This is a genomic window from Brucella sp. JSBI001, assembly GCF_026014005.1.
In the GTDB taxonomy this organism is placed as follows: Bacteria; Pseudomonadota; Alphaproteobacteria; order Rhizobiales; family Rhizobiaceae; genus Brucella; species Brucella anthropi.
Genome location: NZ_CP110339.1, coordinates 525,616 through 551,148, shown reverse-complemented (window position 1 = coordinate 551,148; position 25,533 = coordinate 525,616). Strand labels below are relative to the sequence as shown.

Sequence of the window (25,533 nt, the reverse complement as noted above, 5' to 3'; positions counted from 1 at the left end):
ACAAAAAGCCATCTTGTGATAGAGAGGCGCTTTAGTTGCCTCTGCAATCGAAAGGCCTTGCGGCAATGACCAGCCATTCTTCTGAAAATGCCTCCTTTATGCTGGACGAAGACACCCTGCATGAAGAGTGCGGCGTATTTGGCATACTTGGCCATGAAGACGCAGCCGCGCTGACCGCATTGGGCCTGCATGCCCTCCAGCATCGTGGGCAGGAAGCCGCCGGTATCGTTTCTTATCACAATCGCCGTTTTCATTCCGAACGCCATATGGGTCTCGTCGGCGATCATTTCACCGATGCAGCAACGCTGAACCGCCTACCCGGTGACCGCGCCATCGGCCATGTGCGTTACTCCACCACCGGCGAGACGATCCTGCGCAACGTGCAGCCATTGTTCGCGGAACTGGAAGTCGGCGGCATTGCCATTGCCCATAACGGCAACTTCACCAACGGCATTACGCTGCGCAAGCAGCTGATTGCTTCCGGCGCGATCTTTCAGGCAACTTCCGATACGGAAGTCGTGCTGCATATGATTGCCCGTTCGCGCCATTCATCTTCTTCCGACCGTTTCGTCGATGCGATCCGGCAGGTCGAAGGCGGCTATGCCATGCTGGCGCTGACCCGAACCAAACTGATCGCGGCGCGTGACCCTATCGGCATCCGCCCGCTCGTCATGGGCGAGCTCGACGGCAAGCCAATCTTCTGCTCGGAGACCTGTGCCCTCGACATTATCGGTGCGAAATATGTTCGCGACGTCGAAAATGGCGAAGTGGTCATCTGCGAGATTCAGAAGGACGGCTCCATCACCATCGAATCCATCAAGGCTGAAAATCCGCAGCCCGAACGGCTCTGCCTGTTCGAATATGTCTATTTCGCCCGTCCCGACTCCGTCGTCGGCGGTCGCAGCGTCTATGTCGCGCGCAAGAATATGGGCATGGAGCTTGCCAAGGAAGCCGGCATCGAAGCGGATGTTGTCGTGCCGGTGCCTGACGGCGGCACACCTGCCGCACTCGGCTTCGCGCAGGCAAGCGGCATTCCGTTCGAATATGGCATCATCCGCAACCATTATGTGGGCCGTACCTTCATCGAACCGACGCAGCAAATTCGCGCGCTTGGCGTCAAGCTGAAGCATTCCGCCAATCGCGCCATGATCGAAGGCAAGCGGGTCGTGCTGGTGGATGATTCCATCGTACGGGGCACCACGTCCGTTAAGATCGTCCAGATGATCCGCGACGCGGGCGCAAAGGAAGTGCATATCCGGGTGGCAAGTCCAATGATCTACCACCCGGATTTCTATGGTATCGACACCCCCCATGCCGATAAGCTGCTGGCCAACCAGCACAAAGACCTGGAATCCATGTGTCGCTACATCGGCGCGGATTCCCTGGCGTTCCTTTCCATCGACGGGCTTTACAAGGCTGTTGGTGGGAAGCCGCGTGATCCGAAGGCGCCAGCTTTCACCGATCACTACTTCACGGGCGAATATCCGACCCGCCTTCTCGATCAGGAAGTAGAGAGCAACGTGCATACGCTGTCGCTGCTCGCAAGCAACGGCTGATCGCCCAATTCTTCACGCAGGCGGCCCAAAAGGCCGCCTGTTTCATGTTCTTGCATCATATGGGGACTAGATGAGCATCGACCTTACGGGCCGCATCGCACTGGTAACAGGCGCATCGCGCGGTATTGGCTACTTTCTTTCGCTTGAACTGGCAAAACGCGGCGCGCATGTGATTGCGGTTGCCCGCACCGTCGGCGGACTTGAAGAATTGGACGACGATATCCGCAAACTGGGAGGCAATGCGACGCTAGTGCCTCTCGATATCACCGACATGGAAGCGATCGATCGTCTCGGCGGCTCCATTCATGAGCGCTGGGGCAAGCTCGATATCATGGTTGCGAATGCGGGTGTCCTTGGCACGATTTCACCGATTGGCCATGTCGAGGCCAAGACGTTCGAGAAGCTCATGAACGTCAATGTTACTAGCGTCTGGCGCCTCATTCGGTCCACTGATCCGCTGCTGCGCGCTTCCGACGCGGGACGTGCCATTCTGCTTTCCTCCGGCGTGGCGCATACCTGCCGCGCTTTTTGGGGTCCCTATGCTGCCTCGAAAGCTGCTGTCGAAGTCATGGCACGCAGCTGGGCTGAAGAAACGAAGCAGATGAAGCTCAAGATCAACTCTGTCAATCCGGGCGCCACCCGCACCGCCATGCGCGCGCAGGCCATGCCGGGCGAAGATCCTGAAACGCTGCCAACACCGCAGTCAGTCGCTGAAAAGATCGTCAAGCTCGCCGATCCGAACCTTGAAGTTAGCGGCAAGCTTTTCGACGTGCGTCAGGAACGCTTCCTCGACTATCATCTGCCGAGCTGATTTCGGTCCTCCGGCCTTGCCTATATGCAAGGCCGGTTCTATGTATTTACTTATTAAGTTTTCCCGCCTGGCCATCTGTTGGCTCTTTTTTCAGCGGGCATTTCTCCCCCTCTCAGACCCCTTTGTCACGTGCTGCCAAATTTGGCGCGCGTTCCCTTTGCTATTGGAGGACTTATGACCAAAGATCACCAGCGTTTCATTATCATCAGCGGCGGACCCGGATCAGGCAAAAGCACACTGATCGATGCACTCGAGAGGCAGGGCTTTTCCCGCACCGTGGAAGCCGGACGCGCCATTATTCAAGATCAGGTCGCTATCGGCGGCAAGGCCCTGCCCTGGAGTGATCGCGCGATTTTTGCAGAGCTAATGCTTTCATGGGAAATGCGCTCGCACACGATGGCGAAACAACAACGCGGGACGGTCTTCTTCGACCGCGGCGTGCCCGATGTAATCGGCTATCTGATGCTGTGCAACCTGCCCGTTCCCCAACACATGGAAAAGGCCGCACGGCAATTTCCATACTACAGAACAGTTTTCCTGGCTCCGCCTTGGAGAGAAATCTTCGGTCAGGATGCTGAGCGAAAGCAAGATTTCGAGGAAGCCGCACGCACTTTCGACGCGATGGATAAAACCTACAGACGGCTTGGATATGAAATCGCACTCCTGCCGAAATCATCGGTCGAGGAGCGCGTCAGTTTCATCAAGCAGACATTGCCGTCAGTTTTCCTCTGACGGCCTATCTTCTTCAGTGACGGCCTCTTCCTCGGCCTTTCGATCAGCAGCTTCGCGCTTGTTCCAGGCAGCCAGGCTGAACGGAAGAAATGCGAGATAGGCAAGCGCCGTGAGGCTTAAAGTCTGCCAGGTGAAGCTCATCAGGAAGGCGACGTAAACCACCACGAACAGGATGAGCGGCATGACGATATCGCGCCGGACGAGGCTTCCGGCGGACTTGCCATTATAGACTGGCAGACGACTTACCAACAGGAACGCGATTGCCACGGTATAGATCGCCACGCCAAAAGCGAGCCCCCGCGTTGGCGTCAAACCCAGAAAGCCAAGATAGACCGGCAACAGAACGAGCATGGCACCGGCCGGTGCGGGCACGCCAATGAAATAGTTACTTTGCCATGCCGGACGGTTCGGGTCTTCGAGCATGACATTGAAACGCGCAAGCCGCAGGCAGCAGGCAATGGCATAAAGAAGTGCTGCGATCCAGCCGAACGAGCGCGCCTGATCGAGCATGAAGGCGTAAAGCACCAAGGCGGGCGCTACACCGAAATTGACGATATCGGCTAGCGAATCCATCTGGGCGCCGAACTTGGACGATCCCTTCATCATGCGGGCTACGCGCCCATCAATGCCATCCAGAAAGGCAGCCACGAGCACCATCACGACGGCAAGCTCGAAGCGGTTCTCGAAAGCTAGACGGATACCAGTCAGACCGGCACAGATGGCCAGAACCGTTATGACGTTGGGAACGACAATACGCAGCGGTATCTGCGACAGCTTTGGGCCGCGCGATAAATCCACGCGGCCATTGGGCTCAAAAGGCGGAAAAGGCGTCTCCATCGGCTCAGCCGATCCGCACCACAGGTTCGCCGCGCATGCTGCCGTAATCGGCCAGCACGGTTTCACCGGCGACTGCCGTCTGGCCAACTGCAACACGAATGGTCGCATCAGCCGGAAGATAAACATCGACGCGCGATCCGAAACGGATCAGGCCGAACCGTTCGCCCACGGACAAATCATCATCCTCGTTCGACCAGCAAACGATGCGCCGCGCGACCAGACCGGCAATCTGGACAACACCGATCTTGCCATGCGGGCTTTCGATAAGGACGCTGTTGCGTTCATTTTCCGTGCTCGCCTTGTCCAGTTCCGCGTTGAGGAACTTGCCCGGACGATGCACGACCTTGTCGATCTTGCCACGCACCGGAGACCGGTTGATGTGAACCGAGAACACATTCATGAAAACCGACACGCGCATGCGTGGTTCAGCGCCAAGATCCAGCTCGGCAGGTGGCACAGCCGGTCCGACGAAGGAGACCTTGCCGTCAGCGGGGCTGATGACCAGATCGTCGTCCATCGGCGTCACGCGCTCCGGGTCACGATAGAAGTAGATGCACCAGACGGTCAGCACCATGCCGATCCAGAACAACGGGTCCCAAAGCCAGCCCAGAATTAGCGAAACCACGAAAAAGCCCGCGATAAACGGATAGCCTTCCCGATGGATCGGCACGAAAGTATTGCGGATGGTGTCAGTAAGGCTCATCGCTCTTCCTTTGAGTTTGGCCGTTATTTACCTCATCCTGTTCAGAATCGAAATCCATTTCGCAAATTATTCACGGCTGTTAGGGCACGTGATCGCGCCCTAATATAACTAGCTGCCGATAAACTGCCTATTCCGCCGCCGGAACACCACGTGTGACGATACCCAATTCGTCACTTTCGCGAACCTGACGCAGACGCTCTTCCGCCTCATCCGCCTCGCGCTGACGAGCCCACATGGACGCGTAAAGCCCCTTATGCTTGAGAAGCATGCGGTGAGTGCCGCGCTCGGCAATCAGACCGTCCTTCAGAACGATGATCTCATCCGCACTGATGACGGTCGACAGACGGTGCGCGATGACTAGCGTGGTACGCCCACGGCTAACGATGTCAAGTGCAGACTGGATTTCCTGCTCGGTCGCGGTATCGAGCGCGGAGGTCGCCTCATCGAGTATCAGGATTGGAGGCGCTTTCAGGATCGTGCGCGCAATGGCTACACGCTGTTTCTCACCGCCCGAAAGCTTGAGGCCGCGTTCGCCAACCATGGCCTGATAGCCTTCCGGCAGATGCTTGATGAAGCCGGAAATCTGCGCGAGCTCAGCCGCCTTTTCCACTTCTTCGGTCGTGGCATCAGGACGGCCATAACGAATGTTGTAAGCGATGGTATCGTTGAACAGAACCGTGTCCTGCGGCACCATGCCGATGACCTTGCGCAGGCTTTCCTGCGTGACGTCGCGGACGTCATGCCCGTCGATGGAAACCGATCCCGACTGGACATCATAGAAGCGGAACAGCAATCGCGAAATCGTGGATTTACCCGCACCTGACGGTCCGACTATCGCCACCGTCTTTCCTGCCGGAACTTCAAAACTGATGCCCTTGAGGATCGGGCGGTTCGCATCATAGGCAAAATGCACATCATCGAAACGGATTGCGCCGTGATCGATTTTCAATGCTGGTGCATTGGGCTTGTCGACGACTTCCTGCTTCACATCGAGAAGATCGAACATCTGCTCGATGTCGGTCAAACCCTGACGGATTTCGCGATAGATGAAACCGATGAAATTGAGCGGGATGGATAGCTGCATCAGCATGGCATTAATGAAAACGAAATCGCCGATGGATTGCGTTCCGGCCCGGACTTCCAACGCCGACATGACCATGACCACCGCCATGCCGACACCAAAGATAACGGCCTGACCGAAGTTCAGCCAGCCAAGCGACGTCCAGGTCTGGGTTGCAGCCTTTTCATAGCGAGCCATCGAAGCATCGAAGCGCTTTGCTTCCATGTTCTCGTTGCCGAAATATTTGACCGTTTCGAAGTTGAGCAGCGAGTCGATTGCCTTGGTATTGGCATCCGTATCGGAGTCGTTCATTTCGCGGCGAATATTGATGCGCCAGTCGCTCGCCTTGATCGTAAACCAGGTATAGAGCCAGACCGTCGCCGCGACCACAAGCAGATAGGAAATGCCGTAAGCGAAAGCGAAAATCACCGCTGTCAGCGCAAACTCAAGAATGGTGGGCAGGGTGTTGAGGATCGTGAAACGAACAATCGTTTCGATGCCCTTGGTGCCGCGCTCAATGACCCGCGAAAGCCCGCCCGTGCGTCGTTCAAGATGGAACCTGAGCGATAGCTGGTGCATGTGCACGAAGGTTCGGTAGGCCAGCTGGCGCACCGCATATTGCCCGACGCTTGCAAACAATGCATCGCGAAGCTGGTTGAGGCCAGCCTGTACGATCTTGGCGCCGTTATAAGCCAGCACAAGCATCACTGCGCCGACCAGAAACAGCGGGATATAATCCGGCGGGTTCAATTGACCAGTCAAGGCATTCGTCACCCATTTGAAGAAATAGGGCACGAGGATGAGCACGATCTTGGAAATCACCAGGTAGAACGTGGCCCAGACGACTCGCATACGCAGATCGGGCCTGTCGGACGGCCACATATAGGGCCAGAGATTTCGCAGTGTCTTGAACGTTTCGCCAGAGTCGGCGGAAACCGTTTTGGGGGAACTCATGGTGCGTTCTTTCAAGTCGGTGGGCTCAAGCGATTTCGTACGAGATGAAACTCCGTTATCGCTCTATCTCTTTGTTTTCACGCATGTCTTTATCCCGAAACCGGTTCACACTTTCGGGAGACATGCTCTAGCCGCAGCATCTGCTCTTGAAGGAAGCAAAATGCGTGCGGACAGCGTTTAGTTGCCGCCAGTTGACGCTGTAACGCGAGGACTGGCGCTCCGGCCGATAGTCGATAAGACCAGCCTGCACGAGGACCTTGAGGTGTTGGGAAACCGTTGATTGTGCAAGGTCGAGCTTGCCGACAATATCCTTGCAGCAGCAGGCGTCCTCCATCATCAACTGGCGAATAATGCGAATGCGGACAGGATGGCCCAGCGCGGCGCAAATGCGCGCTGCCGCTTCATCATCAATGCCGAGCTGCGCCAGATCGGCGACAGTTTCGGTCGAGCTTTTGTCCAGAACCATCTTCATCGTATATCGACGATATACGATTATGCTCTGAAGTTCAAGATTTGGAGACGTTCATTCCAGAAAAGACAGCCAAAACGGAAACACACTATCGTGACAGGCGCTTATTGCCGAAGCGCACCTCCCTGCGTTAGGAGCCGCGCATCAGTTCCATGAACTCTCCGTCAGTTAGCTCTATCTTCCAACTGGCGTTTGGCCTCGCCATCGCCCAAGGGTTCCTTCGGCATGTTGAATACCTGACCCGGCCAGATGAGATCTGGGTTGCGGATTTGGTCGCGGTTGGCGAGATAGATCGTCGTATATCGCGTACCCTTGCCATAGGCGCGCTTGGAAATCGTCCAGAGATTATCCCCACGCCGAATGATGACGGAGCCATCGACTTTCTGCAGTGGAGTTGCCGACGAAGCAGCCTTATCACCGATCGCTTCCGATGCAGCCGCCGTCTGACCGTCCGTGTCGGAAGCAACAGCCGAGATATTCTCACCAGCTTCGCGACGGAACGGGACGCGGGCTGTGGCCAGAACCTGATTGGCATTGTCGAGCAGGTCAGCGCGAACGATGTAATCACCAACGCTGAGCGGTTGTTTGCTCTGCACGAGGAAACGGCCATCAGGCGAAATGAGGCTTGCGCCAAGCAATGTATCATTGGCGTGGACGATCACGCGATTGCCGCCTTTGGCTTTACCCGCCACGAAAACAGCCTGACCTTCAATCTCCACAGCCTCAATTGCAATCGGCAAATCCTGTGCAGGTTTGGCTTCCGGCTTGTCGGCCTTAGTCGCAGCTGCAGGGTTAGCTCCCGCATCGTCCTGTGGCTTCTCTGCCGTTTCAGGCTTGGTAATCAGGCGGCTCGCCTGCCCCGGCTCCTCAACCAGCGCCAGCACCTGCCCCGACTTGGTTTCAGGCACCGACACGATGGCGGTCTGGGCGGAAGTGGCAACATTGTTGTCAGCACCAGTTGAACGCAAGACCAGCTGATGATCACCTGCCTTCAAAGGATTATCCAGAACAATGGCAAAATCCCCATTGGCTCCGGCCTTGGCTTTGCCCACAACGGTGGCACCTGCGACAACCTCGACATCAGCGCTGGGAAGGGACTTGCCTGCGATCACGACCGAACCGTCAGGCTCGACACGAAGGAGATCGAAAACCGGCGTTTTGCTGGCCTGCTCTGCGGGAGCGGCATCAGCCTGCTTGGCTGGCTCTTCTGATTGCACGCCTTGCGGCTTCGCATCATTTGCCGCAGCATCGCCCGCAGGCTTGGCAGCGTCTGGCGTCTTCATCTCGGATGGTGTTGCTTCTGGCTGCGCTGGCGCATTGCTCGAAGCTGGTGCAGTGGCATTAGGTTGCGGGGCTTCAACGCGAGATCGTGTTGCATTCCAATAGAGACCGAGCCCGGCGACGATTGCGACGAGCCCGATACCGAGCAATCCTAAACTGTTCTTTTGCATTTCGTTTCGAAATCCACGCCAGAGACTATAATAGCGGGTTTATAGCTTTTGGCTTCCCCCTACAAGGAATCTGCACCGAAACAGCAAAAGGTACGAGGCTTTTTATTAGCTAGGTTACTGTTCTACACAGTTTGTCGGCTTTGATTGGTCCGGATCGTCCATAAGGTTATAGAGATCGGCCGTTTCGCCCTTGGTCCACCAGATATAGACGCCACCGGCATATTTGGCTCCAGACCCTGAAATGACGTTGGAAGCGACAATAGTCTCGTCTTCAAGCTCCAGTTCAGCAAGCGAAATATCACCAGCATTGTAGTAGGTTACCGAGACATTCTTCTCGCCACATTTATACAGAACGGAGTTGGTCGTTACTTCGGTATCGTCCGGCAGTTTGATGTTGATCTCGCCAGCCGATGCGGATGATGCGGCAAAGGTGAGCCCGAGAAACACAACCCAGTTCTTCATATCCAATCCACTTCTCAATCTGGAGTACATACGGATTGAGATATAACAATCACTGTGAATGTCCACCCGGAACCTGACGTAAACGTCTCACTGACGGCAATCTTCACTGCAAAATGAAATCGCAGACGCTTGACGCTGAAAGGTCAAAAGCGCACAAGAAAATCATGTCTGAGATTCGATCCATCTGTGTTTATTGCGGCTCGTCTACGGGCCTGAATCCCATCTATCGCGAAGCGGGCGTCACACTCGGCCGGTCCATCGCCGAACACGGTCTGCGCCTTGTTTATGGCGGTGGCACGCGCGGCATCATGGGCGCGGTTGCGCAAGGCGTGATGGAGGCCGGCGGCGAAGTCACCGGCATCATTCCGACCTTCCTGCTCGACAAGGAAGCGAGCCTTGAAAAGGCCGAACAGCTCACCGAACTTATCGTCGTGGGTGACATGCATGAGCGCAAACACCTCATGTTCCAGAAGTCGGATGCGTTCGTCACCCTTCCCGGTGGCATCGGCACGGTTGAGGAAATCGTGGAAATGATGACCTGGGCGCAGCTCGGCAAGCATCGCAAGCCGATGGTGTTCGCTAACATCAACAACTTCTGGCAGCCTATGCTTTCGCTTCTTGAGCACATGACGACCGAAGGCTTCCTGCACACCGCACATCAGGTGAAGCCGTTGGTCATCGACAAGGCGGAGGACATCGTTCCCGCCATTATCGCTGCCAACGGCAAGGCGCATGAAGGCGACCAGAAGATCATCGAAAAGATGTGATTGCGGCTTTCGCCCAAAACACAAAACCGAGTAACAAGGGCGGAGTGATCCGCCCTTAATTTTATCCGGGAGGGGTTGATGAAGACGATCGGGCTTATAGGCGGGATGAGCTGGGAAAGCTCGCAGGAATATTATCGCATCATCAATCAGGAAATCCGCACACGGCTCGGCGGCACGCACTCCGCCAAGAGCCTGATGTGGTCGATGGATTTTGGTGAAATCGAGCAGCTTCAGCATCAAGGCAAATGGGACGAGCTGACCAGGCTCATGATCGAGGCCGCGCAGAACCTTGAAAAGGGCGGCGCGGATTTCATCCTGATCTGCACAAACACCATGCATAAAATGGCTGCTGACGTCGAAAACGCCACATCGATCCCGCTTGCGCATATTGCTGACCCGACAGCGGAGAAGATCAAGGCTGCAGGCTTGTCAAAAGTTGGGTTACTTGGCACCGCCTTCACGATGGAGCAGGAATTCTACAAAGGCCGCCTCGCGGCCAAACATGGGCTTGAGGTTCTGACGCCCGACGATGCCGACCGCAAAACCGTTCATGACATCATCTATCACGAGCTGGTTGTCGGCGAAGTACGCGATGCGTCACGCGAAAAATACCGTGCTGTCATCAGTCGGCTGGTTGAGCGCGGGGCCGAAGCCATCATTCTCGGCTGCACCGAAATCATGCTGCTCATCGGCCAGCAGGATAGCCCCGTGCCAGTATTCGATACGACGCGCCTACATGCCGAAGCGGCGGTGGATTGGGCGTTGATTTAAACGCTCACTTCTTCACCAGCGTCGCCACAGCTTCAACATGTGGCGACCAGAGGAACTGGTCAATCGGCGTGACACGCGTGACGCGATAGCCGCCCTTCGTCAGAATGGCGAGGTCGCGGGCGAGCGTCACCGGATTGCACGAAACCGCGACAACCTTCTCCACCTTGGACTTCGCCAGTTCAAGCGCCTGTTCTTCCGCACCTGCTCGCGGCGGATCGAAAACCACGGCGTTGTAAGGCAGCAATTCCTTCGGCATCAGCGGACGGCGGAACAGGTCGCGACGTTCGACTGAAACGGGCTTCAATCCCTGCACATGGCGCACGCCACGGTCGAGAGCCGCAAGGGCCAGCGCGTCGTTTTCAACGGCATGAACTGCACTCTTTTCAGCAATACGCAATGCAAATGTGCCGACACCGCAGAACAGGTCCGCCACACGCTTGGCCTTACCGACATGGTCCAGAACAAGCTGCACCATCGCCTCTTCAGCATCGGCTGTTGCCTGCAAGAAACAGCCGGGCGGAACAGGAACCGGCACCTTGCCGAAATGGATGAGCGGCTTCTTCGGCTCGACAATGATCTCGCCTTCATGCGAAAGGCGCGCAAAGCCCTTTTTCATGACAAGCGCAGTTAGCGCGCGCCGTTGCTCATCGCTCAGCTTGCCGCAACCGCTTGCCGCAAGATCGAGGCCGGATTCCGTCTGCGTCGCTGCCAGCTTGAACGGTTTGGAGCCAGGTGCAATCAAGGCCCCGACTTCACGCAGGTCGTCGAGCCGCGCAATGATTTCCGGCACCGTGACCGCACATTCGACGATATCGATGATTTCATGGCTGAGGTGACGGTTGAAGCCGAGTAACACGCCCTTCTCCGTCTTTCGCGCCGCAAAAACAGCGCGGCGGCGCGTGCGCGGCTGGCAAGCCACCAGAGGCGCAACCTCCGTGTCGATCCCCCTGCCCTTCAGCGAGGAGACAACCAGTTCTCGCTTCCACAGGCGATAGGGTTCATCCTGCCAATGCTGCAGTGCGCAGCCACCGCAATCCTCGAAATGCTGGCAGGCAGGCGCCTGCCGCTCGGGCGATGTTTCGAGAAGCGCCATAACCGTTGCGCGGTTTTTGTCGCGCGCAACATTGGCCACTTCGCCCGGCAGTGTGAAGGGCACATAAATCTGGCCATCAGGAAGGTTGGCGACGCCATCGCCGCCCGCACCAATCGAGCGGATTGTTATTTGCCCCATTGCCTGCGTTGTCATAGGTCCTTCTTTCCTGCCAGGAGATATTCACGATTGCCATCGCCGCCTTCGATTGGCGACGGGCAGAGGCCGAGCGCGCGCCAGCCGGGCAGCGTCTCAAGCCATGATTTCAGTTCTTCTGCTATGCGTTCGCCATCTTTCGGATCGCGCAAAATGCCGCCCTTGCCGATAGCCTCGCGGCCCGCTTCAAATTGCGGCTTTACGAGAAGCGCGCAGATAGCACCTTTTTGCGCAAAGGCCAATGCCGGAGGCAAGGCAAGTTTCAGCGAAATAAAACTCACGTCCGAAACCACGCAATCGATTTCGCGTCCATCGAGATGGGAAAGTTCCAGAGCACGAGCGTTGAGCCCTTCCTTGTTGGTGACGCGAGGATCGGCGCGCAAGCTTTCGTGCAACTGGTCGTGGCCGACATCGATGGCAAGAACATGGCTTGCGCCGCGCTTCAGCAAAACTTGCGTGAAACCGCCTGTCGATGCGCCTATGTCGAGCGCGGTGCGCCCCTTCACATCAAGCTCGAAATGGTCAAGCGCCGCGATAAGCTTCAAGGCAGCGCGAGAAACATAAGCACTCGCCGGATCATCCACGGCGATCTTTGCAGTGCGCAAAACCGTCTGGCCCGGCTTGGTGACGGGCTTGCCGTCCACCTTGACCGTGCCGCGCTGGATTGCATCACGCGCCCGCGAACGCGTCGCAAACAGTCTAAGCTCCACCAGCAACTGATCGAGCCGCAGGTTCTTGTCGCTCGTTTCTCCGCTCATCGGTCAGGCGCTAAACGGCGCTGCAACCGCCTCGCGGCCAAGAGCTGCAAACACCGCATGCACGATGCCTGCCCGGTCAAGACCGGCCTCCGCATACATGGCATCCGGCTTACCGTGGTCCTGATAAGTATCCGGCAAGGTCAAAGCCCGCACCTTGAGGCCACGATCCAGAAGGCCGTCAGTCGCAAGGAATTGCAGCACGTGGGAAGCAAAGCCACCGACAGCACCCTCTTCCACCATAACCAGCACTTCATGTTCGCGTGCCAGACGACGGATCAGATCGTGGTCGAGTGGCTTGGCAAAGCGTGCATCGGCAACCGTGGTGGAAAGACCGGCGGCCCCCAGCTCATCGGCGGCGGCAAGACATTCCTGCAAGCGCGTTCCGAAGGATAGCAGAGCAACCTTCGTGCCTTCGCGCACGATACGTCCCTTGCCGATTTCGAGCAGTTGTCCACGCTCTGGCAGGTCAACACCGACACCATCACCACGCGGATACCGGAAAGAGATCGGGCCTTCATCATATTCGGCAGCCGTGCACACCATATGGCGCAGTTCGGCTTCATCCGATGCAGCCATCACTACAAAACCGGGAAGAGCTGCGAGAAAGCCCGTGTCGAAGGAGCCTGCATGGGTCGGGCCATCGGCACCAACCAGTCCGGCGCGATCAATGGGGAAGCGCACCGGCAGATTCTGGATCGACACGTCATGCACGACCTGGTCGTAACCACGCTGCAGGAAGGTGGAATAGATCGCGCAGAAGGGCTTATAGCCCTCGCTAGCCAAACCGGCGGCGAAGGTTACCGCATGTTGCTCGGCAATACCGACATCGAATGTGCGCTGCGGAAACACTTCGCCAAAAAGATCAAGCCCGGTGCCCGATGGCATGGCGGCGGTGATCGCCACTATTCTGTCGTCGTGACGGGCTTCCTCGATCAGGCTCGTGCCGAAAATCTTGGTGTAGCTCGGTGCATTTGCAGGCGGCTTCGACTGCTTGCCGGTGATGACGTCGAACTTGTTGACGCCGTGATATTTGTCGGCGGCAGCTTCTGCGGGCGCATAGCCCTTGCCCTTCTGTGTCACCACATGAATGAGCACCGGGCCTTCCTGCGTATCGCGTACGTTTTTCAGGATCGGCAGCAGATGATCCAGATTATGGCCGTCGATAGGACCGACATAGTAGAAGCCAAGTTCCTCGAACAGGGTGCCGCCTGTAAAGAAGGCACGCGCATATTCTTCCGATTTGCGAGCCTTGTCCTGCAAAAACTTCGGCAGTTTCTTGGCGACCTGCTTGGCGGCCTCGCGAACGCTGCGATAGGTCTTGCCGGAGACAAGACGCGCCAGATAGGCGCTCATCGCACCGGTCGGCGGCGCAATCGACATATCATTATCGTTGAGGATGACAATGAGGCGCGCGTCGAGCGCACCAGCATTATTCATAGCCTCATAGGCCATGCCTGCCGACATGGAGCCATCGCCAATGACGGCAATAACATTGCGCTTTTCGCCCGAAAGATCGGATGCGACCGCCATGCCGAGGCCAGCGGAAATCGATGTCGATGAATGTGCAGCACCGAAAGGATCATATTCACTTTCAGTACGCTTGGTGAAACCCGAAAGGCCGCCGGTCTGGCGCAACGTGCGGATACGGTCGCGGCGCCCGGTCAAAATCTTGTGCGGATAAGCCTGATGACCAACGTCCCAGATGATACGGTCGTGCGGCGTGTCGAAAACATGGTGCAATGCCACTGTCAGCTCCACCACTCCCAGTCCCGCTCCCAGATGCCCGCCGGTGGTTGAAACCACGTCGATCAGCTCTGCACGCAATTCCTGCGCGAGCTGCGGCAGATCAGATTCCGGCAATGCGCGCAGGGCTTCCGGGATCGGTGCCTTGTCAAGCAATGGGGTCGTGGGTCGGGACATTAAAACAACCTGTTTCTGGTTCGGTTTTGTTGTCGGTATAGTAGCAACGCGACAGGATCAAGCAGGGCGGGACATCGTGTCCTACAGCGGGAGGCAATCCACATTATTCAGGCAGAGGTATGAAATCCTTCTCGTCACCGGGCACGATGTCGAAACGCCCGCTGCGCCATTCTTCCTTGGCCTGCTCTATCCTCTCTCGCGATGAGGATACGAAGTTCCACCATACATAGCGCTTCGAGCCGAGGGTTGCACCGCCAAAAAGCATAATATGAGCACCTTCCGGCCCGGCCTGCACGACAATATCGTCGCCAGGGCGGAATGCCAGCAAGCGGTCCGGTGGGAAGACCTCACCGCCAATGCCGACATTGCCCTGCAGCGTATAGATGGCGCGTTCTTCGGCCACGGGCGGGATCGGAAAGCGCCCGTTCGGTTCTATACGAATATCCGCATAAAGCGTATCGGCGTGCTGGATCACCGGAGACTCCAGCCCCAGCATGGAGCCCATGATCAGCCGACCAGAGAAATCGCGATCCTCCATCACCGGCAGTTCTGGCGCATTAGTGTGAAAGAATTCCGGGCTGATTTCTTCCAGCGCATCGGGCAGCGCGAGCCAGGTCTGAATGCCGGAAATGGACAGTGGCCCGTTGCGCTCCTCTTCTGGCGATCGTTCGGAATGCACGATGCCACGACCGGCGGTCATGAGGTTCACGTCACCGGGACGAATAACCATTTCGGTGCCGAGACTGTCTCTGTGGCGGATATGTCCGTCAAACAGATAGGTCACGGTCGAAAGTCCGATATGCGGGTGCGGGCGCACATCCAGCGCATCACCATCCCTCAGAACGGCGGGTCCCATGCGATCAAAGAAAATGAACGGCCCGACCAGACGGCGGCGCACGGTCGGCAAGGCTCGCCGCACTTCCAGTCCACCGATGTCGCTTGTGCGTGGAATGACCAGCGTTTCAATGCTGTCTACCGACGTCTTGTCGCCAAGAACCGGATCAGGACACGGAAAGAAACTCATGCAACGCAACTCCAGCTATTGCTCTACAACGCATATATAAGCGGCGCCGTCATTTTATCGAATGTAGCCCCAAAACAAAACCGCACCGACAAGCGGTGCGGTTCGATCAGGATGCAAATTCTGTCAGCGTCCCTGCAACAGCTTGGAAAGCGAGCTGGCGTCAGGTACCTGTCCGTTGGTCGTCAGCTTGTCCACCAATCCCGGCAGAACCTGCGACAGCTGATCCAGAAGTTCCTGCTGGTCGATACCGGCGTGCTGAGCAATTTCGCTCAGTGTTTTCTGGCCGATTGCGTCGCCAAGCTGGCCCGGCTCGATTGAATGATTGGTTCCCTGGCCGACCCAGGAATCCACCTTTTCACCGAGGCCAGCCTGTTTCAACTGATCAAGGAGGCCGCCAAGACCGCCGCCCAGTGAACCCGGAGCCGAGGGAGCTGCTGAGGCATTTCCGGCAGCCGCACCGCCAAGCAGGCCGCCAAGCCCGCCAAGGATACCGCCGAGCAGGCCGCCGCCCGCTTGCGACTGATCCGGTACTGGTATGGGCTGCGCCTGAGTGGCCTCCGTCTCTTCGCTATTACCCTTCAGCATCTTGCCGATCAGCAGGGCGCCGAGCGCAATCAGAACCGGTTTCGCGAGGCTTCCGCCGGGAATGGGCGAATTGCCTGAGTTGTCGTCATAACTTCCCATCACACGATACTCCCTGTTATCCGATGCCAACTGTGCATTCGGTAAGTTAAAGTTAAATGGGTTTCCCGATTTGACAAGCATTATACCTTGCAAATTTTATAGCAGTGTGAAAATTTCCTAAGTGCGTGATGCAAAAGTGTATTTACGCATCGGGAGATATTAGATGTCTGTTATAAGCTGGATAATACTAGGCTTGATTGCCGGCTTCATCGGCAGCAAGATCGTTAATAAAAGTGGCCAGGGCCTGTTCCTGGATATTGCTCTCGGCATTGTCGGCGCCATTGTCGGCGGTGTGATCTCGTCTCAGCTTTTTGGACGTGGCGTCACTGGCGCATTCGATCCGATCAGCCTTGTTATCGCGATCATCGGCTCAATAATCGTGTTGTGGGTATACCACGCAATTACCGGCAAGCGTTCCATCGGCTGATGTGATAGTTACAGATTTCAGGCTCCGGCTCGTCCGGAGCCTTTTTAGTTCTGTCGGCCGAAAGACCTGCCAATCCATGAGCTTTCTGGAACCATATATTGCAGCCTATGGCGCGCTCGCGCTTTTCGTAATCGTATATTTTGAATCTTTCGGCGCACCCTTGCCCGGTGAAAGCGCCCTTATAGCAAGCTCGCTGCTTGCCTTGCATGGAACGCTCAATATCGAAGCCGTACTGATTGCCGTATTCATCGGCGCCGTACTTGGCGATTGCACCGGATACCTGATCGGTCGTTTCGGTGGCCGCCGCCTGATCCTGCGATACGGGCACCTCGTCAAGCTGACGCCTGAACGGCTGGAACAGTTCGAGAAACTGTTCGACAGCAAGGGAATTTACGTGGTCGCGACGGCTCGTTTCGTCGTGCTCCTGCGACAGCTCAACGGCATCGTTGCGGGTTCGATGAAAATGAACCCGCTGCATTTTCTGGCGGCCAATATCGTCGGAGCTGCAGGATGGACACTGGTCTGGGGCCTAGGTCCCTACATGCTGAGCGGGATTCTCGCGCCTTATGTCACCCAGCTCAAAACGCTGTTCTGAGCAGAATTATTGGACCAGTTTATTCCGGATCGAGCGGTTCGGTTCCGACCGGCTGGCCGTCGCGGCCAATGCGAATCTTCTCCACCTTGTCCTCGGCAGACTTCAGAAGCGTATCGCAATGCTTTTTCAGAGCCTCGCCACGCTCATAGATGCGAATGGACTCTTCCAGCGGCACGTCGCCCCGCTCCAGATCGTCGACGATCTTCTCAAGCTGCTTCAACGCATCCTCGAAGCTCATTACTGCAATGTCGGCGTTGGACGGTTCGGTTACCATGATTCATCCTTTCAACAGCCGCGTAATATGCGTAGACGCGGACTGCGACAAGCCCTCTAGATCATATCCACCTTCAAGCACACTCACTAGCCGGTGATCGCAGAACCTTTCTGCCCGCTCCATGAGTTTGCCCGTCGCCCAGTCAAAATCCGCTTCGTCAAGATTAAGCTCGGCCAGCGGATCGCGAAAATGAGCATCGAAGCCCGCCGAAATAAGGATCAAATCTGGCCGGAAATTGTCCAAAGCGGGCAATACACGACTATTAAATGCCTCGCGGAATTCGCGGCTTCCCGTATCGGGGGAAAGTGGTGCATTGAAGATGTTGCCGACGCCGGTTTCGTCCTTCGACCCCGTTCCGGGATACAAGGGAAACTGATGCGTCGAACAGAACAGGACGCTTGGATCGTCCTTGAAAATATCCTGCGTTCCGTTGCCGTGATGGACATCCCAATCGACGATAGCGACACGTTCCGCGCCGTGACGCTGCTGTGCATGACGGGCGGCAATCGCAATATTGTTGAAAAGGCAAAAGCCCATCGCAGTGGAACGCTCGGCATGATGTCCCGGCGGGCGGGCTGCAACGAACACGTTGTTTGCAGCACCGGAAAAGACATCATCGACCGCCGCTGTCGCCGCACCAATCGCCGTCAGCGCTGCATCCAGACTTTTCGGGCTGACATAGGTGTCGCCGTCAAGCTTCACCACGGGCGCTGGCGCTGCCTCGTCCGAAGCAGGCTCCGGTATTCCGGCGCGTATGGCTTCCAGATGCTTTTCCGGATGGGCAAGCAACACTGACGCCTCGTCGCCGCGCGCGCTTCCACCCGGTCGAGCCGATAGAAATCCGGCCCCTCCAATTCGCTCATCAAGGCCCGGATACGATCCGGGCGCTCGGGATGGCCGGGCGGGGTCAGATGTTCGAGATAGATCGGATGCCAGTAAAGCCGTGTCGTCATCGATTCACTATAGCATCTCACCGGCACATGACCATGACGGCCATGCGCCAGCTTTGTCTGAAGGAGACTAGATGATTTCCGTACGGGCGATGTGGATGCCGAAACCTTCAAGGCCAACATAGTGACGCTCACGCGATGCCAAAAGCACAATCGACGTGATTCCGAGATCCTTCAATATCTGCGCACCAAGGCCGATCTGACGCCATTCCTCCTCGCGGGCAACCGCTTCGGCATGGCTTTCATGCTCGCTCTGGATCGCGTCACGGGCGCGGGTGTCGTGGTGATCGGAACGCACGCCAACAGAACCTTCGCGCAGATAGACCAGTACGCCGCGACCTTCCTTGCCCATCTTTTCCATGATGGCATCGAGATTGCTGCCGCCTTTGCCAAAAACATCGTTCAGCACATCTTCGCGATGCAGGCGGACCGGCACTTCCTCGCCGTCACGAATATCGCCGAACACGACGGCTACGTGCTGCATGGGTTCCCATGGCAGTTCGTAGGTGTAGGCATGGGCCGCACCTGCACAGGTCTTGACCGGTGCATCACCAACGCGCTTGACCAGCGTTTCCTTGCGCTGGCGATAGGCGATGAGGTCGGCGACCGTAACCCGATGCAGCGTGTGCTTTTCAGCAAAGGCCTTCACGTCCGGACCACGCATGACGGAACCGTCATCGTTGACCAGTTCGCAGATAACGCCGATGGGCGGCAGGTTTGCGAGCTTGCAGAGGTCGACAGCGGCTTCCGTATGGCCGGAGCGCATCAAGACGCCGCCTTCGCGGGCAACCAGCGGGAAAATATGTCCGGGACGCACAAAATCCGAAGCACCGGCATTCGGGTTCGCCAGATTGCGCACGGTCAGCGTGCGGTCTTCTGCCGAAATGCCGGTCGTCGTGCCATGGCGGTAATCGACCGTCACAGTGAACGCTGTTGTGTGAGCGGATTCGTTTTCGGCAACCATCGGCGCGAGGTTGAGACGCTTGGCTTCGTCGCGAGTCATCGGCGTACAGACGATGCCGGACGTATGGCGGACGATGAAGGCCATCTTTTCCGGCGTGCAATGCACGGCGGCAACAATCAGGTCGCCTTCGTTCTCGCGCCCGTCATCATCCATGACCACAACGATTTCGCCGCGTTCGAAAGCGCGAAGCGCATCCACGACCTGTTTCTGGTTATAGCTCATTTCGACCTCTATGTGTCAGGCAACCAACGGGCCCTATCGTCGGTCAGATATGGCCAATATGGCCGAATTCAATCAGATGCGGCCAGTCTGGCCCCAAATTGTTTAGACGCGGCCAGTGTGGCCCCAAGTTAGTCAGACGCGGCCAGTCTGGCCGCGGTGACGCAGATAATGATCTGCAATCGCACAGGCCACCATCGCCTCGCCGATCGGTACGGCACGAATACCCACACACGGATCGTGACGACCCTTGGTCTTCACATCCACTTCCTTGCCGTCCTTGTCGATGGAGCGGCGCGGGGTCAGGATCGACGAGGTCGGCTTGACGGCGAAACGCGCCACAACCGGCGCACCAGTCGCAATGCCACCGAGAATCCCGCCAGCATGATTGGACAGGAACAGCGGCTTGCCGTCATTGCCCATGCGCATTTCGTCGGCGTTCTCTTCGCCGGTAAGACGGGCAGCCTCGAAACCGTTGCCGATTTCCACACCCTTGACCGCATTGATCGACATCAGCAGGCTGGCAATATCCTGATCGAGCTTGCCGTAGATCGGCGCCCCGATACCAGCAGGCACACCTTCAGCGATAATCTCGATGACTGCGCCGACCGACGATCCGCTCTTGCGAATGCCATCAAGATAGTCTGCGAACAACTCGACCGAACCGGCATCCGGCGAGAAGAAAGGGTTGTTGTCCACTTCCGACCAGTTCCAGCGACGGCGGTCGATACCGTGCACGCCCATGGCCACCAGCGCGCCCTTGACCTCAAGCCCCGGCACGACCTTGCGCGCTATGGCGCCTGCTGCCACACGAGCTGCCGTTTCGCGCGCCGACGAACGTCCGCCGCCGCGATAGTCGCGAATGCCGTATTTGACGTCATAGGTATAATCGGCATGACCGGGACGATACTGACGGGCAATCTCGCCATAATCCTTCGAGCGCTGATCGGTGTTCTCGATCATCATCGAGATCGGTGTGCCAGTCGTCGTCATGGTCACGCCGTCGTCGCCCAGAAGAACACCGGAAAGCACGCGAACCTGATCCGGTTCGCGGCGCTGCGTCGTATATTTGGACTGGCCGGGCTTGCGCTTGTCGAGATAGGCCTGAATTTCGGCTTCCGTGAACGTAATGCCGGGCGGGCAGCCGTCAACAACGCAACCGAGCGCCAGACCGTGGCTTTCGCCCCAGGTGGTTACGCGGAACAGATGACCGAAACTATTGTGAGACATGCGCGACGCCTGAATAAATTGTCCTTGTCCGGAGCGGGTCAAGGAGAGAGCAGCTACTTTACGGCCCGGTTTTATTGAGCTTTTTGACGCCGGTCAAATCAAGCTCCTTGAGGACGTAAAATTTCCTTCTGAAGTTCGATATCCGGCATTTTTTTTGACACATTCCGCACGCTACACTGTGGGATATCCGGCGCAACGCGCTGAAAATCGCAATCACGACAATCGTGTCGAATCGGTCAGGCGACAACCCAACCCGAGGCACAACCAAAGGAACGGAAAGTCATGCATTATCTGGTCGGATTAATTCTCATCGTGGCGTCGCTTTTCTCGACGGTAGCGATGGCAGACGATGCCGAAGGCAAGATCACCGGTATCAACAAGGACAGCGAAACCATAACACTCGATGACGGCCAGACATACAAGCTGCCCGGTGAGTTCGATTACAGCGCGATCAACAAGGGCATGAAGGTCCTTATCATTTATGACATGGTCGACAGCACGCGCTTCATCACCGACATTCAGGAAGCGCCGTAAGCACGCCCCCAGAAAGAGAATGAGCGGCTCATAAGCCGCTCTTTTCATGTGGGCTGAAACCAGCCACTTCTGACAACACGCGCCCAATCGGCGCGACCGTTGTTCTCCGCCATCCGGACCATCCGCGCCGTATCGTAGGGAATATTGCGCAGGGTTATCTGCCAGCCAGACCCGGTCTGTTCGATGACAGCGTAGGATGCATTGGGATTGCCGGTCTGGACGACGTGCGGAACCGGATGATCGTCGTCGTAACCGGGGCAACCCACGCTTCCCGGATTGACCAGCATTCGCCCATCTCCCAGGCGAACGATCCTCGGCGTGTGCGTATGCCCGCAAAAGATCAGCGATGCAGCTATATCTTCAGCTTCGGCCTCGATCTCATCTCGGGTTCGCAGAACGACTTCGCCGTTCGCGGTCACTTTCTCCATCCAGTAGGTGGTATCGCTTGACGGTGTCCCGTGGCAGATGAATATCCGTCCATCGACCAGAGACTGCGATGCGGGCATTGCAAGCAGCCATTCGATGTGTCGGTCATCAAGCTGCTCGCGCGCGACCCGATCCGACGGCCCCATATCTGCGAGCGGCTTTTTGACAAGCCAGCGATCATGATTGCCACGAATGCAGATCATTTCTCGCGCCATCAGCATATCTGCTGTCTCACGCGCGGCCAAAGGACCACTTAGATGATCGCCGAGATTGATAATCGTCTGGATTTGCAAAGCATCGATATCGGCCAGCACTGCAGCCAAGGCGTCACTGTTACCGTGAATATCCGATATGACCGCGAAACGTTCGAAAGGCATAAAACGCCTCCACCGCTGGCAAAATTATGTTTACGGTCACTATAGACTGATTTGCGGGATCAAACCCACTCCAGCTTGCCGTTTGCAAACTTCAGAATCTTGTCCTGCGGGATGGAGAGATTGGCAGCGGCGTGGCCGTCCATGTCCCCGTAGAGGTAAAACAGCGTGCGGATGCAGCCACCATGCGTCACGCAGATAGTCGGCCATTCCACGGCTTCCACCCAGCGCCCGATGCGGCGCGACAGGCCCATGTAGCTCTCGGCGGTTGTGCCCGGCGGCACGAAATTCCACTTGTCGCGGGCGCGCGCTTCCAGAAGGTCTTCACGCTCCCTGGCAATGTCTTCCATCATGAAGCCCTGCCAGTCGCCGAAATTGACTTCCATCAGTTGTGGATCGGTGCGGTATTCATACGGATCAAGACCCATGCGCAAACGGATACGTTCCATCGTCTCGCGCGTGCGTCGCAGCGGGCTTGCAACGAAGTCGAAGCCTGCACCCTCGCCAATCAGCGATTTCAGCATATCGCCGTTGCGGTCGGCCTGGCTGCGCCCATTATCGTTGATATCGATATCAAGCTGCCCCTGAATACGCTGCGAAACATTCCAGTCTGTCTCGCCGTGACGCGAAAAGTAGATGATCTCCCGAGCCACAGCCCTACCCCTATCTGCCGCCAATGAATAATCTGGATAACTTCCCCGCAGCGGGAAAGACAAAGAAAAATCCCGAAAAGCCGGTCAGCCTTTCGGGATTTTGTATTCGCTGCTTCAGTCTTTCACGACCGAAATATCCGGAGCGTCAACCGCTTTCATGCCGATGACATGATAGCCGCTATCCGCGTGGTGAACTTCGCCAGTCACCGAACGGGACAGGTCGGAAAGGAAATAGAGGCCGACATCGCCCACTTCCTCGATGGTGACGGTACGGCGCAGCGGCGCATTGTATTCGTTCCACTTGAGGATATAGCGGAAGTCACCGATGCCCGAAGCGGCAAGCGTCTTGATCGGGCCAGCCGAGATTGCATTGACGCGGATGTTCTGGGGGCCGAGATCGACGGCCAGATACTTCACGCTTGCTTCGAGAGCAGCCTTGGCAACACCCATGACGTTATAGTTCGGCATGACCTTTTCGGCGCCGTAATAGGTCAGCGTCAGGATAGATCCGCCGTCCGCCATCAGCTTTTCCGCGCGACGCGAAATAGCCGTCAGCGAATAGACCGAGATCAGCATCGTGTTGGTGAAGTTGGCTTCCGACGTATCGACATAACGACCCGTCAGCTCATCCTTGTCGGAAAAGCCGATGGCATGCACCACGAAATCGAGCTTGCCCCACTTCTTTTCAAGCGTCTCGAAAACAGCATCCATGCTGGCAGCATCAGCCACATCGCAATGTCCTGCCACGAATGCGCCGAGCTCTTCAGCCAGCGGTTCGACACGCTTCTTCAATGCATCGCCCTGATAGGTGAATGCGAGCTCTGCGCCTGCATCACGAGCGGCCTTGGCAATACCCCATGCGATGGAGCGGTTGTTGGCGACGCCCAGAATCAATCCACGCTTGCCCTGCAACAAACCTGACTGTGCGGTCATTAGGGGTCCTCATTGAAAACAATTAACTTGTTGCCCTATCGCACAGGCTCGGCTCTCCTTCAAGCAATTGCAGTGAAAAAGCCGGGCATTGTCACTTTACTGCCGCAAAGAGACAACACCCGGCTTTAAACGATTGAAGTCGAGTTTTGGTTAAGCCTGTGCAACGATTGAGCATTTTCAGGGCGTGATGCGCTAGCGTCTCAGCGCCCTGGTATCAGGCGACTCTGCGCTTTTGCAGGAACTCTTCCAGTTCCTTGTCGCCGCCTTCCGGCAGCATGATCCGCACATGAACGTAGAGATCGCCGCGCCCATCAGCTTTCAACGGGAGGCCTTTTTCTTTCAGGCGCAGCACGCGATCGGAACTCGACCAGGCCGGAATTTTGACTGCGATACGCCCATCCAGCGTTTCGACTTCCTGCTTGCCGCCCAGAACCGCATCGGCAAGCTCGACCGGCATATCTACATGGACATCACGTCCTTCGAGGCGAAACCGCGGATGTGCCTTGAAGTGTATCGTGACCAGCGCATCGCCTGCCGTTCCGCCCATCAACGGCTCGCCCTGCCCTTTCAGGCGAATGGTCTGACCGTCTTCAACGAATCTCGGCAACTTGATCTTCAGGTGCTTGCCATTCGGGAAGATCGCCTCGACCTTCTCCGCACCGGCCGCCTGCTCCAGCGTAATATTAATAGACGCGGAAAGGTCAGCTCCCTTGGCCGGGCCGCGCTGACGCGCACCACCACCAGCACGGGCGCCTCCACCGAAAGCGCCGCCGAAAAGGTCGTTCAGAATATCATCCGCGCCGCCGAAACCGCCGCCTTGCTGAAAGCCGCCGGGACCAGAACGGAATTCAAAGTGACTGTTGCCGTCGCCACCTTGCCGGAAACCGGCAAACGGGTCGCCATGAGCGCCGCCGAAGCCCTGTCCGCCGGTGAAACCCTGAAAGGCAGGCTTGCCTTCGGCATCTATCTCGCCCCGGTCAAACTGACCACGCTTGTCCTTGTCGCCCACAATTTCATAGGCCTGGTTCAGTTCTGCAAAGCGCTCCTGCGCTTTCGGATCATCCTTGTTCTGATCCGGATGGTGCTTTTTGGCCAGTTTGCGAAAAGCCGATTTTATTTCCTCGGGCTTCGCCGTTTTGGCGACGCCCAGCACGCTATAGGGATCGCGCATATAGTTCCTCTTTCAGGAAAATAACTATGAGATGAGTAAGACTCGTTGCCCATAATATGCGCATATGGCCGGAAAAGTTCCAGTCAGGCCGGGCTTTTCTTTTCAAATGGGCGCGAACGAAGTCACCGTCCATTGACCCCCACGCTGCATGCAGGTTTCGCCGCGATAGATGGAAACACCGTCAAAAGCTTCACGCGAGGTTTCGAATTCGCGGCAAAGCTGGTTGTTCTTGCTGTTCTCGGCAATGGTGGTGATCGTGCCCTGGCTGCCCGTATCGGGATTGGCCCACGGTACGGGCTTCTTGCCCCATTCCGTGAAATTGAGCGCTGAAACAACGTTCCTGATCGCGGATTGGTCGGAAAGCTTGCCAGTATCGGTCTCAACCGGCTGCGGCTGTTTCACCGATCCGGTGATCGTGGAAGAATCGGGAACGGCCTTTTCAATGCTCACGCCACCCATGGCGCAACCGGCAAGCGAGAGGATGCATATGCCAATCACGGCCTTGCGCAGCGCATTTGCGCGGCAGCTCAAGCTCCAGAGATTGTCCTTGTGGCGAAGCGTCTCGACAGCCAACGCTA

At 56.9% G+C, this 25,533-nt stretch carries 27 protein-coding genes and 1 pseudogene; 8 read left to right on the top strand and 20 right to left on the bottom strand.

Annotated elements, in window-relative coordinates:
* Positions 1-65: 65 nt before the first annotated feature.
* The 3 genes from purF (at position 66) to LJ361_RS02565 (ending at position 3,099) form a co-directional block, all read left to right on the top strand.
* Positions 66-1,556 carry an amidophosphoribosyltransferase gene (gene purF / locus LJ361_RS02575; RefSeq protein ID WP_029375904.1) on the top strand — a complete coding sequence of 497 codons (1,491 nt, stop codon included), beginning with the start codon at positions 66-68 and terminating at the stop codon, positions 1,554-1,556.
* Between the two features lie 70 nt (positions 1,557-1,626).
* Entirely contained in the window at positions 1,627-2,367 is a 741-nt protein-coding gene (locus tag LJ361_RS02570) for an SDR family NAD(P)-dependent oxidoreductase (RefSeq protein WP_010658378.1), read from the top strand.
* Positions 2,368-2,541: 174 nt separating this feature from the next.
* Positions 2,542-3,099 (top strand): AAA family ATPase, encoded by a 558-nt coding sequence (locus LJ361_RS02565; protein ID WP_010658377.1) that lies wholly within the window; start codon positions 2,542-2,544, stop codon positions 3,097-3,099.
* On the opposite strand, the gene pssA is transcribed toward LJ361_RS02565, so the two are convergent.
* The 6 genes from pssA to LJ361_RS02535 form a co-directional block, all read right to left on the bottom strand.
* On the bottom strand, positions 3,085-3,936 hold the full coding sequence (pssA, locus tag LJ361_RS02560) for a CDP-diacylglycerol--serine O-phosphatidyltransferase (RefSeq protein WP_010658376.1): 852 nt from the start codon (positions 3,934-3,936) through the stop codon (positions 3,085-3,087). The two genes, LJ361_RS02565 and pssA, sit on opposite strands and share 15 nt — an antisense overlap.
* Before the next feature lie 4 nt (positions 3,937-3,940).
* Positions 3,941-4,639, bottom strand: a complete 699-nt coding sequence (locus tag LJ361_RS02555) for a phosphatidylserine decarboxylase (protein WP_105528868.1) — start codon at positions 4,637-4,639, stop codon at positions 3,941-3,943.
* Positions 4,640-4,766: 127 nt separating this feature from the next.
* Positions 4,767-6,653 carry an ABCB family ABC transporter ATP-binding protein/permease gene (locus LJ361_RS02550; RefSeq protein WP_010658374.1) on the bottom strand — a complete coding sequence of 629 codons (1,887 nt, stop codon included), beginning with the start codon at positions 6,651-6,653 and terminating at the stop codon, positions 4,767-4,769.
* Between the two features lie 127 nt (positions 6,654-6,780).
* Positions 6,781-7,125, bottom strand: a complete 345-nt coding sequence (locus tag LJ361_RS02545) for an ArsR/SmtB family transcription factor (protein WP_264812586.1) — start codon at positions 7,123-7,125, stop codon at positions 6,781-6,783.
* Positions 7,126-7,286: 161 nt separating this feature from the next.
* The gene (locus LJ361_RS02540; RefSeq protein ID WP_264812585.1) at positions 7,287-8,573 is read right to left on the bottom strand and encodes an Ig-like domain-containing protein; all 1,287 of its coding nucleotides are present in this window, start codon (positions 8,571-8,573) and stop codon (positions 7,287-7,289) included.
* Between the two features lie 114 nt (positions 8,574-8,687).
* The gene (locus LJ361_RS02535) at positions 8,688-9,035 is read right to left on the bottom strand and encodes an MliC family protein (RefSeq protein WP_029925558.1); all 348 of its coding nucleotides are present in this window, start codon (positions 9,033-9,035) and stop codon (positions 8,688-8,690) included.
* Between the two features lie 164 nt (positions 9,036-9,199).
* Here LJ361_RS02535 and LJ361_RS02530 point away from each other — a divergent pair, with 164 nt between their 5' ends.
* Both LJ361_RS02530 and LJ361_RS02525 read left to right on the top strand, forming a co-directional pair.
* Positions 9,200-9,802, top strand: a complete 603-nt coding sequence (locus LJ361_RS02530) for a TIGR00730 family Rossman fold protein (RefSeq protein WP_040130239.1) — start codon at positions 9,200-9,202, stop codon at positions 9,800-9,802.
* Between the two features lie 78 nt (positions 9,803-9,880).
* Positions 9,881-10,573 carry an aspartate/glutamate racemase family protein gene (locus LJ361_RS02525; RefSeq protein WP_264812584.1) on the top strand — a complete coding sequence of 231 codons (693 nt, stop codon included), beginning with the start codon at positions 9,881-9,883 and terminating at the stop codon, positions 10,571-10,573.
* Positions 10,574-10,577: 4 nt separating this feature from the next.
* Here LJ361_RS02525 and LJ361_RS02520 read toward each other — a convergent pair whose 3' ends face one another.
* The 5 genes from LJ361_RS02520 to LJ361_RS02500 form a co-directional block, all read right to left on the bottom strand.
* Entirely contained in the window at positions 10,578-11,819 is a 1,242-nt protein-coding gene (locus tag LJ361_RS02520; RefSeq protein ID WP_264812583.1) for a class I SAM-dependent RNA methyltransferase, read from the bottom strand.
* Positions 11,816-12,577 (bottom strand): TlyA family RNA methyltransferase, encoded by a 762-nt coding sequence (locus LJ361_RS02515; RefSeq protein WP_264812582.1) that lies wholly within the window; start codon positions 12,575-12,577, stop codon positions 11,816-11,818. The genes LJ361_RS02520 and LJ361_RS02515 overlap by 4 nt, the downstream gene beginning before the upstream one ends.
* Positions 12,578-12,580: 3 nt before the next feature.
* The gene (gene dxs, locus LJ361_RS02510) at positions 12,581-14,497 is read right to left on the bottom strand and encodes a 1-deoxy-D-xylulose-5-phosphate synthase (RefSeq protein ID WP_264812581.1); all 1,917 of its coding nucleotides are present in this window, start codon (positions 14,495-14,497) and stop codon (positions 12,581-12,583) included.
* A 103-nt stretch (positions 14,498-14,600) separates the two neighbouring features.
* A complete protein-coding gene (locus LJ361_RS02505) occupies positions 14,601-15,521 on the bottom strand; it encodes a pirin family protein (RefSeq protein ID WP_036585963.1) in 921 nt (306 codons plus the stop codon).
* Positions 15,522-15,644: 123 nt separating this feature from the next.
* Entirely contained in the window at positions 15,645-16,205 is a 561-nt protein-coding gene (locus LJ361_RS02500) for a YidB family protein (RefSeq protein WP_029925573.1), read from the bottom strand.
* 163 nt (positions 16,206-16,368) lie between these two features.
* On the opposite strand from LJ361_RS02500, the gene LJ361_RS02495 reads away from it, so the two are divergent.
* Positions 16,369-16,632: a GlsB/YeaQ/YmgE family stress response membrane protein gene (locus tag LJ361_RS02495; protein WP_006466196.1), complete on the top strand. Its 264-nt coding sequence runs from the start codon at positions 16,369-16,371 to the stop codon at positions 16,630-16,632.
* A 76-nt stretch (positions 16,633-16,708) separates the two neighbouring features.
* Positions 16,709-17,227: a DedA family protein gene (locus LJ361_RS02490; RefSeq protein ID WP_010658363.1), complete on the top strand. Its 519-nt coding sequence runs from the start codon at positions 16,709-16,711 to the stop codon at positions 17,225-17,227.
* Between the two features lie 19 nt (positions 17,228-17,246).
* Here LJ361_RS02490 and LJ361_RS02485 read toward each other — a convergent pair whose 3' ends face one another.
* From LJ361_RS02485 to aroC, 4 genes and pseudogenes are all read right to left on the bottom strand, one after another.
* Complete coding sequence (locus LJ361_RS02485; RefSeq protein WP_002963588.1) at positions 17,247-17,501, bottom strand: exodeoxyribonuclease VII small subunit; 255 nt, start codon at positions 17,499-17,501, stop codon at positions 17,247-17,249.
* Between the two features lie 3 nt (positions 17,502-17,504).
* A pseudogene (locus tag LJ361_RS02480) lies at positions 17,505-18,454 on the bottom strand (histone deacetylase family protein).
* A gap of 67 nt (positions 18,455-18,521) precedes the next feature.
* The gene (gene ribB, locus LJ361_RS02475; RefSeq protein WP_012090813.1) at positions 18,522-19,637 is read right to left on the bottom strand and encodes a 3,4-dihydroxy-2-butanone-4-phosphate synthase; all 1,116 of its coding nucleotides are present in this window, start codon (positions 19,635-19,637) and stop codon (positions 18,522-18,524) included.
* A gap of 132 nt (positions 19,638-19,769) precedes the next feature.
* On the bottom strand, positions 19,770-20,864 hold the full coding sequence (gene aroC / locus LJ361_RS02470) for a chorismate synthase (RefSeq protein WP_036581406.1): 1,095 nt from the start codon (positions 20,862-20,864) through the stop codon (positions 19,770-19,772).
* A 282-nt stretch (positions 20,865-21,146) separates the two neighbouring features.
* Here aroC and LJ361_RS02465 point away from each other — a divergent pair, with 282 nt between their 5' ends.
* The gene (locus tag LJ361_RS02465) at positions 21,147-21,398 is read left to right on the top strand and encodes a DUF1344 domain-containing protein (protein ID WP_010658359.1); all 252 of its coding nucleotides are present in this window, start codon (positions 21,147-21,149) and stop codon (positions 21,396-21,398) included.
* Positions 21,399-21,442: 44 nt separating this feature from the next.
* Here the strand turns inward: LJ361_RS02465 and LJ361_RS02460 are convergent, their stop codons facing one another.
* The 5 genes from LJ361_RS02460 to LJ361_RS02440 form a co-directional block, all read right to left on the bottom strand.
* On the bottom strand, positions 21,443-22,201 hold the full coding sequence (locus LJ361_RS02460) for a metallophosphoesterase family protein (protein WP_191192349.1): 759 nt from the start codon (positions 22,199-22,201) through the stop codon (positions 21,443-21,445).
* A 59-nt stretch (positions 22,202-22,260) separates the two neighbouring features.
* Positions 22,261-22,851 (bottom strand): histidine phosphatase family protein, encoded by a 591-nt coding sequence (locus LJ361_RS02455; RefSeq protein ID WP_036581416.1) that lies wholly within the window; start codon positions 22,849-22,851, stop codon positions 22,261-22,263.
* A gap of 114 nt (positions 22,852-22,965) precedes the next feature.
* Positions 22,966-23,784: an enoyl-ACP reductase FabI gene (gene fabI, locus LJ361_RS02450; RefSeq protein ID WP_010658356.1), complete on the bottom strand. Its 819-nt coding sequence runs from the start codon at positions 23,782-23,784 to the stop codon at positions 22,966-22,968.
* Positions 23,785-23,998: 214 nt separating this feature from the next.
* Positions 23,999-24,955, bottom strand: coding sequence for a DnaJ C-terminal domain-containing protein (locus LJ361_RS02445; protein WP_036581419.1), 957 nt, complete (start codon positions 24,953-24,955; stop codon positions 23,999-24,001).
* A 102-nt stretch (positions 24,956-25,057) separates the two neighbouring features.
* A complete protein-coding gene (locus LJ361_RS02440; protein WP_236020272.1) occupies positions 25,058-25,486 on the bottom strand; it encodes an RT0821/Lpp0805 family surface protein in 429 nt (142 codons plus the stop codon).
* Positions 25,487-25,533 lie beyond the last annotated feature (47 nt).

Bases quoted from the DNA above. Each gene is read 5' to 3' on its own strand.
- LJ361_RS02465 (WP_010658359.1), top strand. From the start codon at position 21,147: ATGCATTATCTGGTCGGATTAATTCTCATCGTGGCGTCGCTTTTCTCG.
- LJ361_RS02505 (WP_036585963.1), bottom strand. From the start codon at position 15,521: ATGAGTTTCTTTCCGTGTCCTGATCCGGTTCTTGGCGACAAGACGTCG.
- LJ361_RS02515 (WP_264812582.1), bottom strand. From the start codon at position 12,577: ATGAGCGGAGAAACGAGCGACAAGAACCTGCGGCTCGATCAGTTGCTG.
- pssA (WP_010658376.1), bottom strand. From the start codon at position 3,936: ATGGAGACGCCTTTTCCGCCTTTTGAGCCCAATGGCCGCGTGGATTTA.
- purF (WP_029375904.1), top strand. From the start codon at position 66: ATGACCAGCCATTCTTCTGAAAATGCCTCCTTTATGCTGGACGAAGAC.
- LJ361_RS02550 (WP_010658374.1), bottom strand. From the start codon at position 6,653: ATGAGTTCCCCCAAAACGGTTTCCGCCGACTCTGGCGAAACGTTCAAG.
- LJ361_RS02490 (WP_010658363.1), top strand. From the start codon at position 16,709: ATGAGCTTTCTGGAACCATATATTGCAGCCTATGGCGCGCTCGCGCTT.
- LJ361_RS02445 (WP_036581419.1), bottom strand. From the start codon at position 24,955: ATGCGCGATCCCTATAGCGTGCTGGGCGTCGCCAAAACGGCGAAGCCC.
- LJ361_RS02485 (WP_002963588.1), bottom strand. From the start codon at position 17,501: ATGGTAACCGAACCGTCCAACGCCGACATTGCAGTAATGAGCTTCGAG.
- LJ361_RS02500 (WP_029925573.1), bottom strand. From the start codon at position 16,205: ATGGGAAGTTATGACGACAACTCAGGCAATTCGCCCATTCCCGGCGGA.
- LJ361_RS02555 (WP_105528868.1), bottom strand. From the start codon at position 4,639: ATGAGCCTTACTGACACCATCCGCAATACTTTCGTGCCGATCCATCGG.
- LJ361_RS02525 (WP_264812584.1), top strand. From the start codon at position 9,881: ATGAAGACGATCGGGCTTATAGGCGGGATGAGCTGGGAAAGCTCGCAG.
- LJ361_RS02520 (WP_264812583.1), bottom strand. From the start codon at position 11,819: ATGACAACGCAGGCAATGGGGCAAATAACAATCCGCTCGATTGGTGCG.
- LJ361_RS02535 (WP_029925558.1), bottom strand. From the start codon at position 9,035: ATGAAGAACTGGGTTGTGTTTCTCGGGCTCACCTTTGCCGCATCATCC.
- LJ361_RS02540 (WP_264812585.1), bottom strand. From the start codon at position 8,573: ATGCAAAAGAACAGTTTAGGATTGCTCGGTATCGGGCTCGTCGCAATC.
- ribB (WP_012090813.1), bottom strand. From the start codon at position 19,637: ATGAGCTATAACCAGAAACAGGTCGTGGATGCGCTTCGCGCTTTCGAA.
- LJ361_RS02570 (WP_010658378.1), top strand. From the start codon at position 1,627: ATGAGCATCGACCTTACGGGCCGCATCGCACTGGTAACAGGCGCATCG.
- LJ361_RS02460 (WP_191192349.1), bottom strand. From the start codon at position 22,201: ATGCCTTTCGAACGTTTCGCGGTCATATCGGATATTCACGGTAACAGT.
- aroC (WP_036581406.1), bottom strand. From the start codon at position 20,864: ATGTCTCACAATAGTTTCGGTCATCTGTTCCGCGTAACCACCTGGGGC.
- fabI (WP_010658356.1), bottom strand. From the start codon at position 23,784: ATGACCGCACAGTCAGGTTTGTTGCAGGGCAAGCGTGGATTGATTCTG.
- LJ361_RS02545 (WP_264812586.1), bottom strand. From the start codon at position 7,125: ATGAAGATGGTTCTGGACAAAAGCTCGACCGAAACTGTCGCCGATCTG.
- LJ361_RS02565 (WP_010658377.1), top strand. From the start codon at position 2,542: ATGACCAAAGATCACCAGCGTTTCATTATCATCAGCGGCGGACCCGGA.
- LJ361_RS02495 (WP_006466196.1), top strand. From the start codon at position 16,369: ATGTCTGTTATAAGCTGGATAATACTAGGCTTGATTGCCGGCTTCATC.
- dxs (WP_264812581.1), bottom strand. From the start codon at position 14,497: ATGTCCCGACCCACGACCCCATTGCTTGACAAGGCACCGATCCCGGAA.
- LJ361_RS02530 (WP_040130239.1), top strand. From the start codon at position 9,200: ATGTCTGAGATTCGATCCATCTGTGTTTATTGCGGCTCGTCTACGGGC.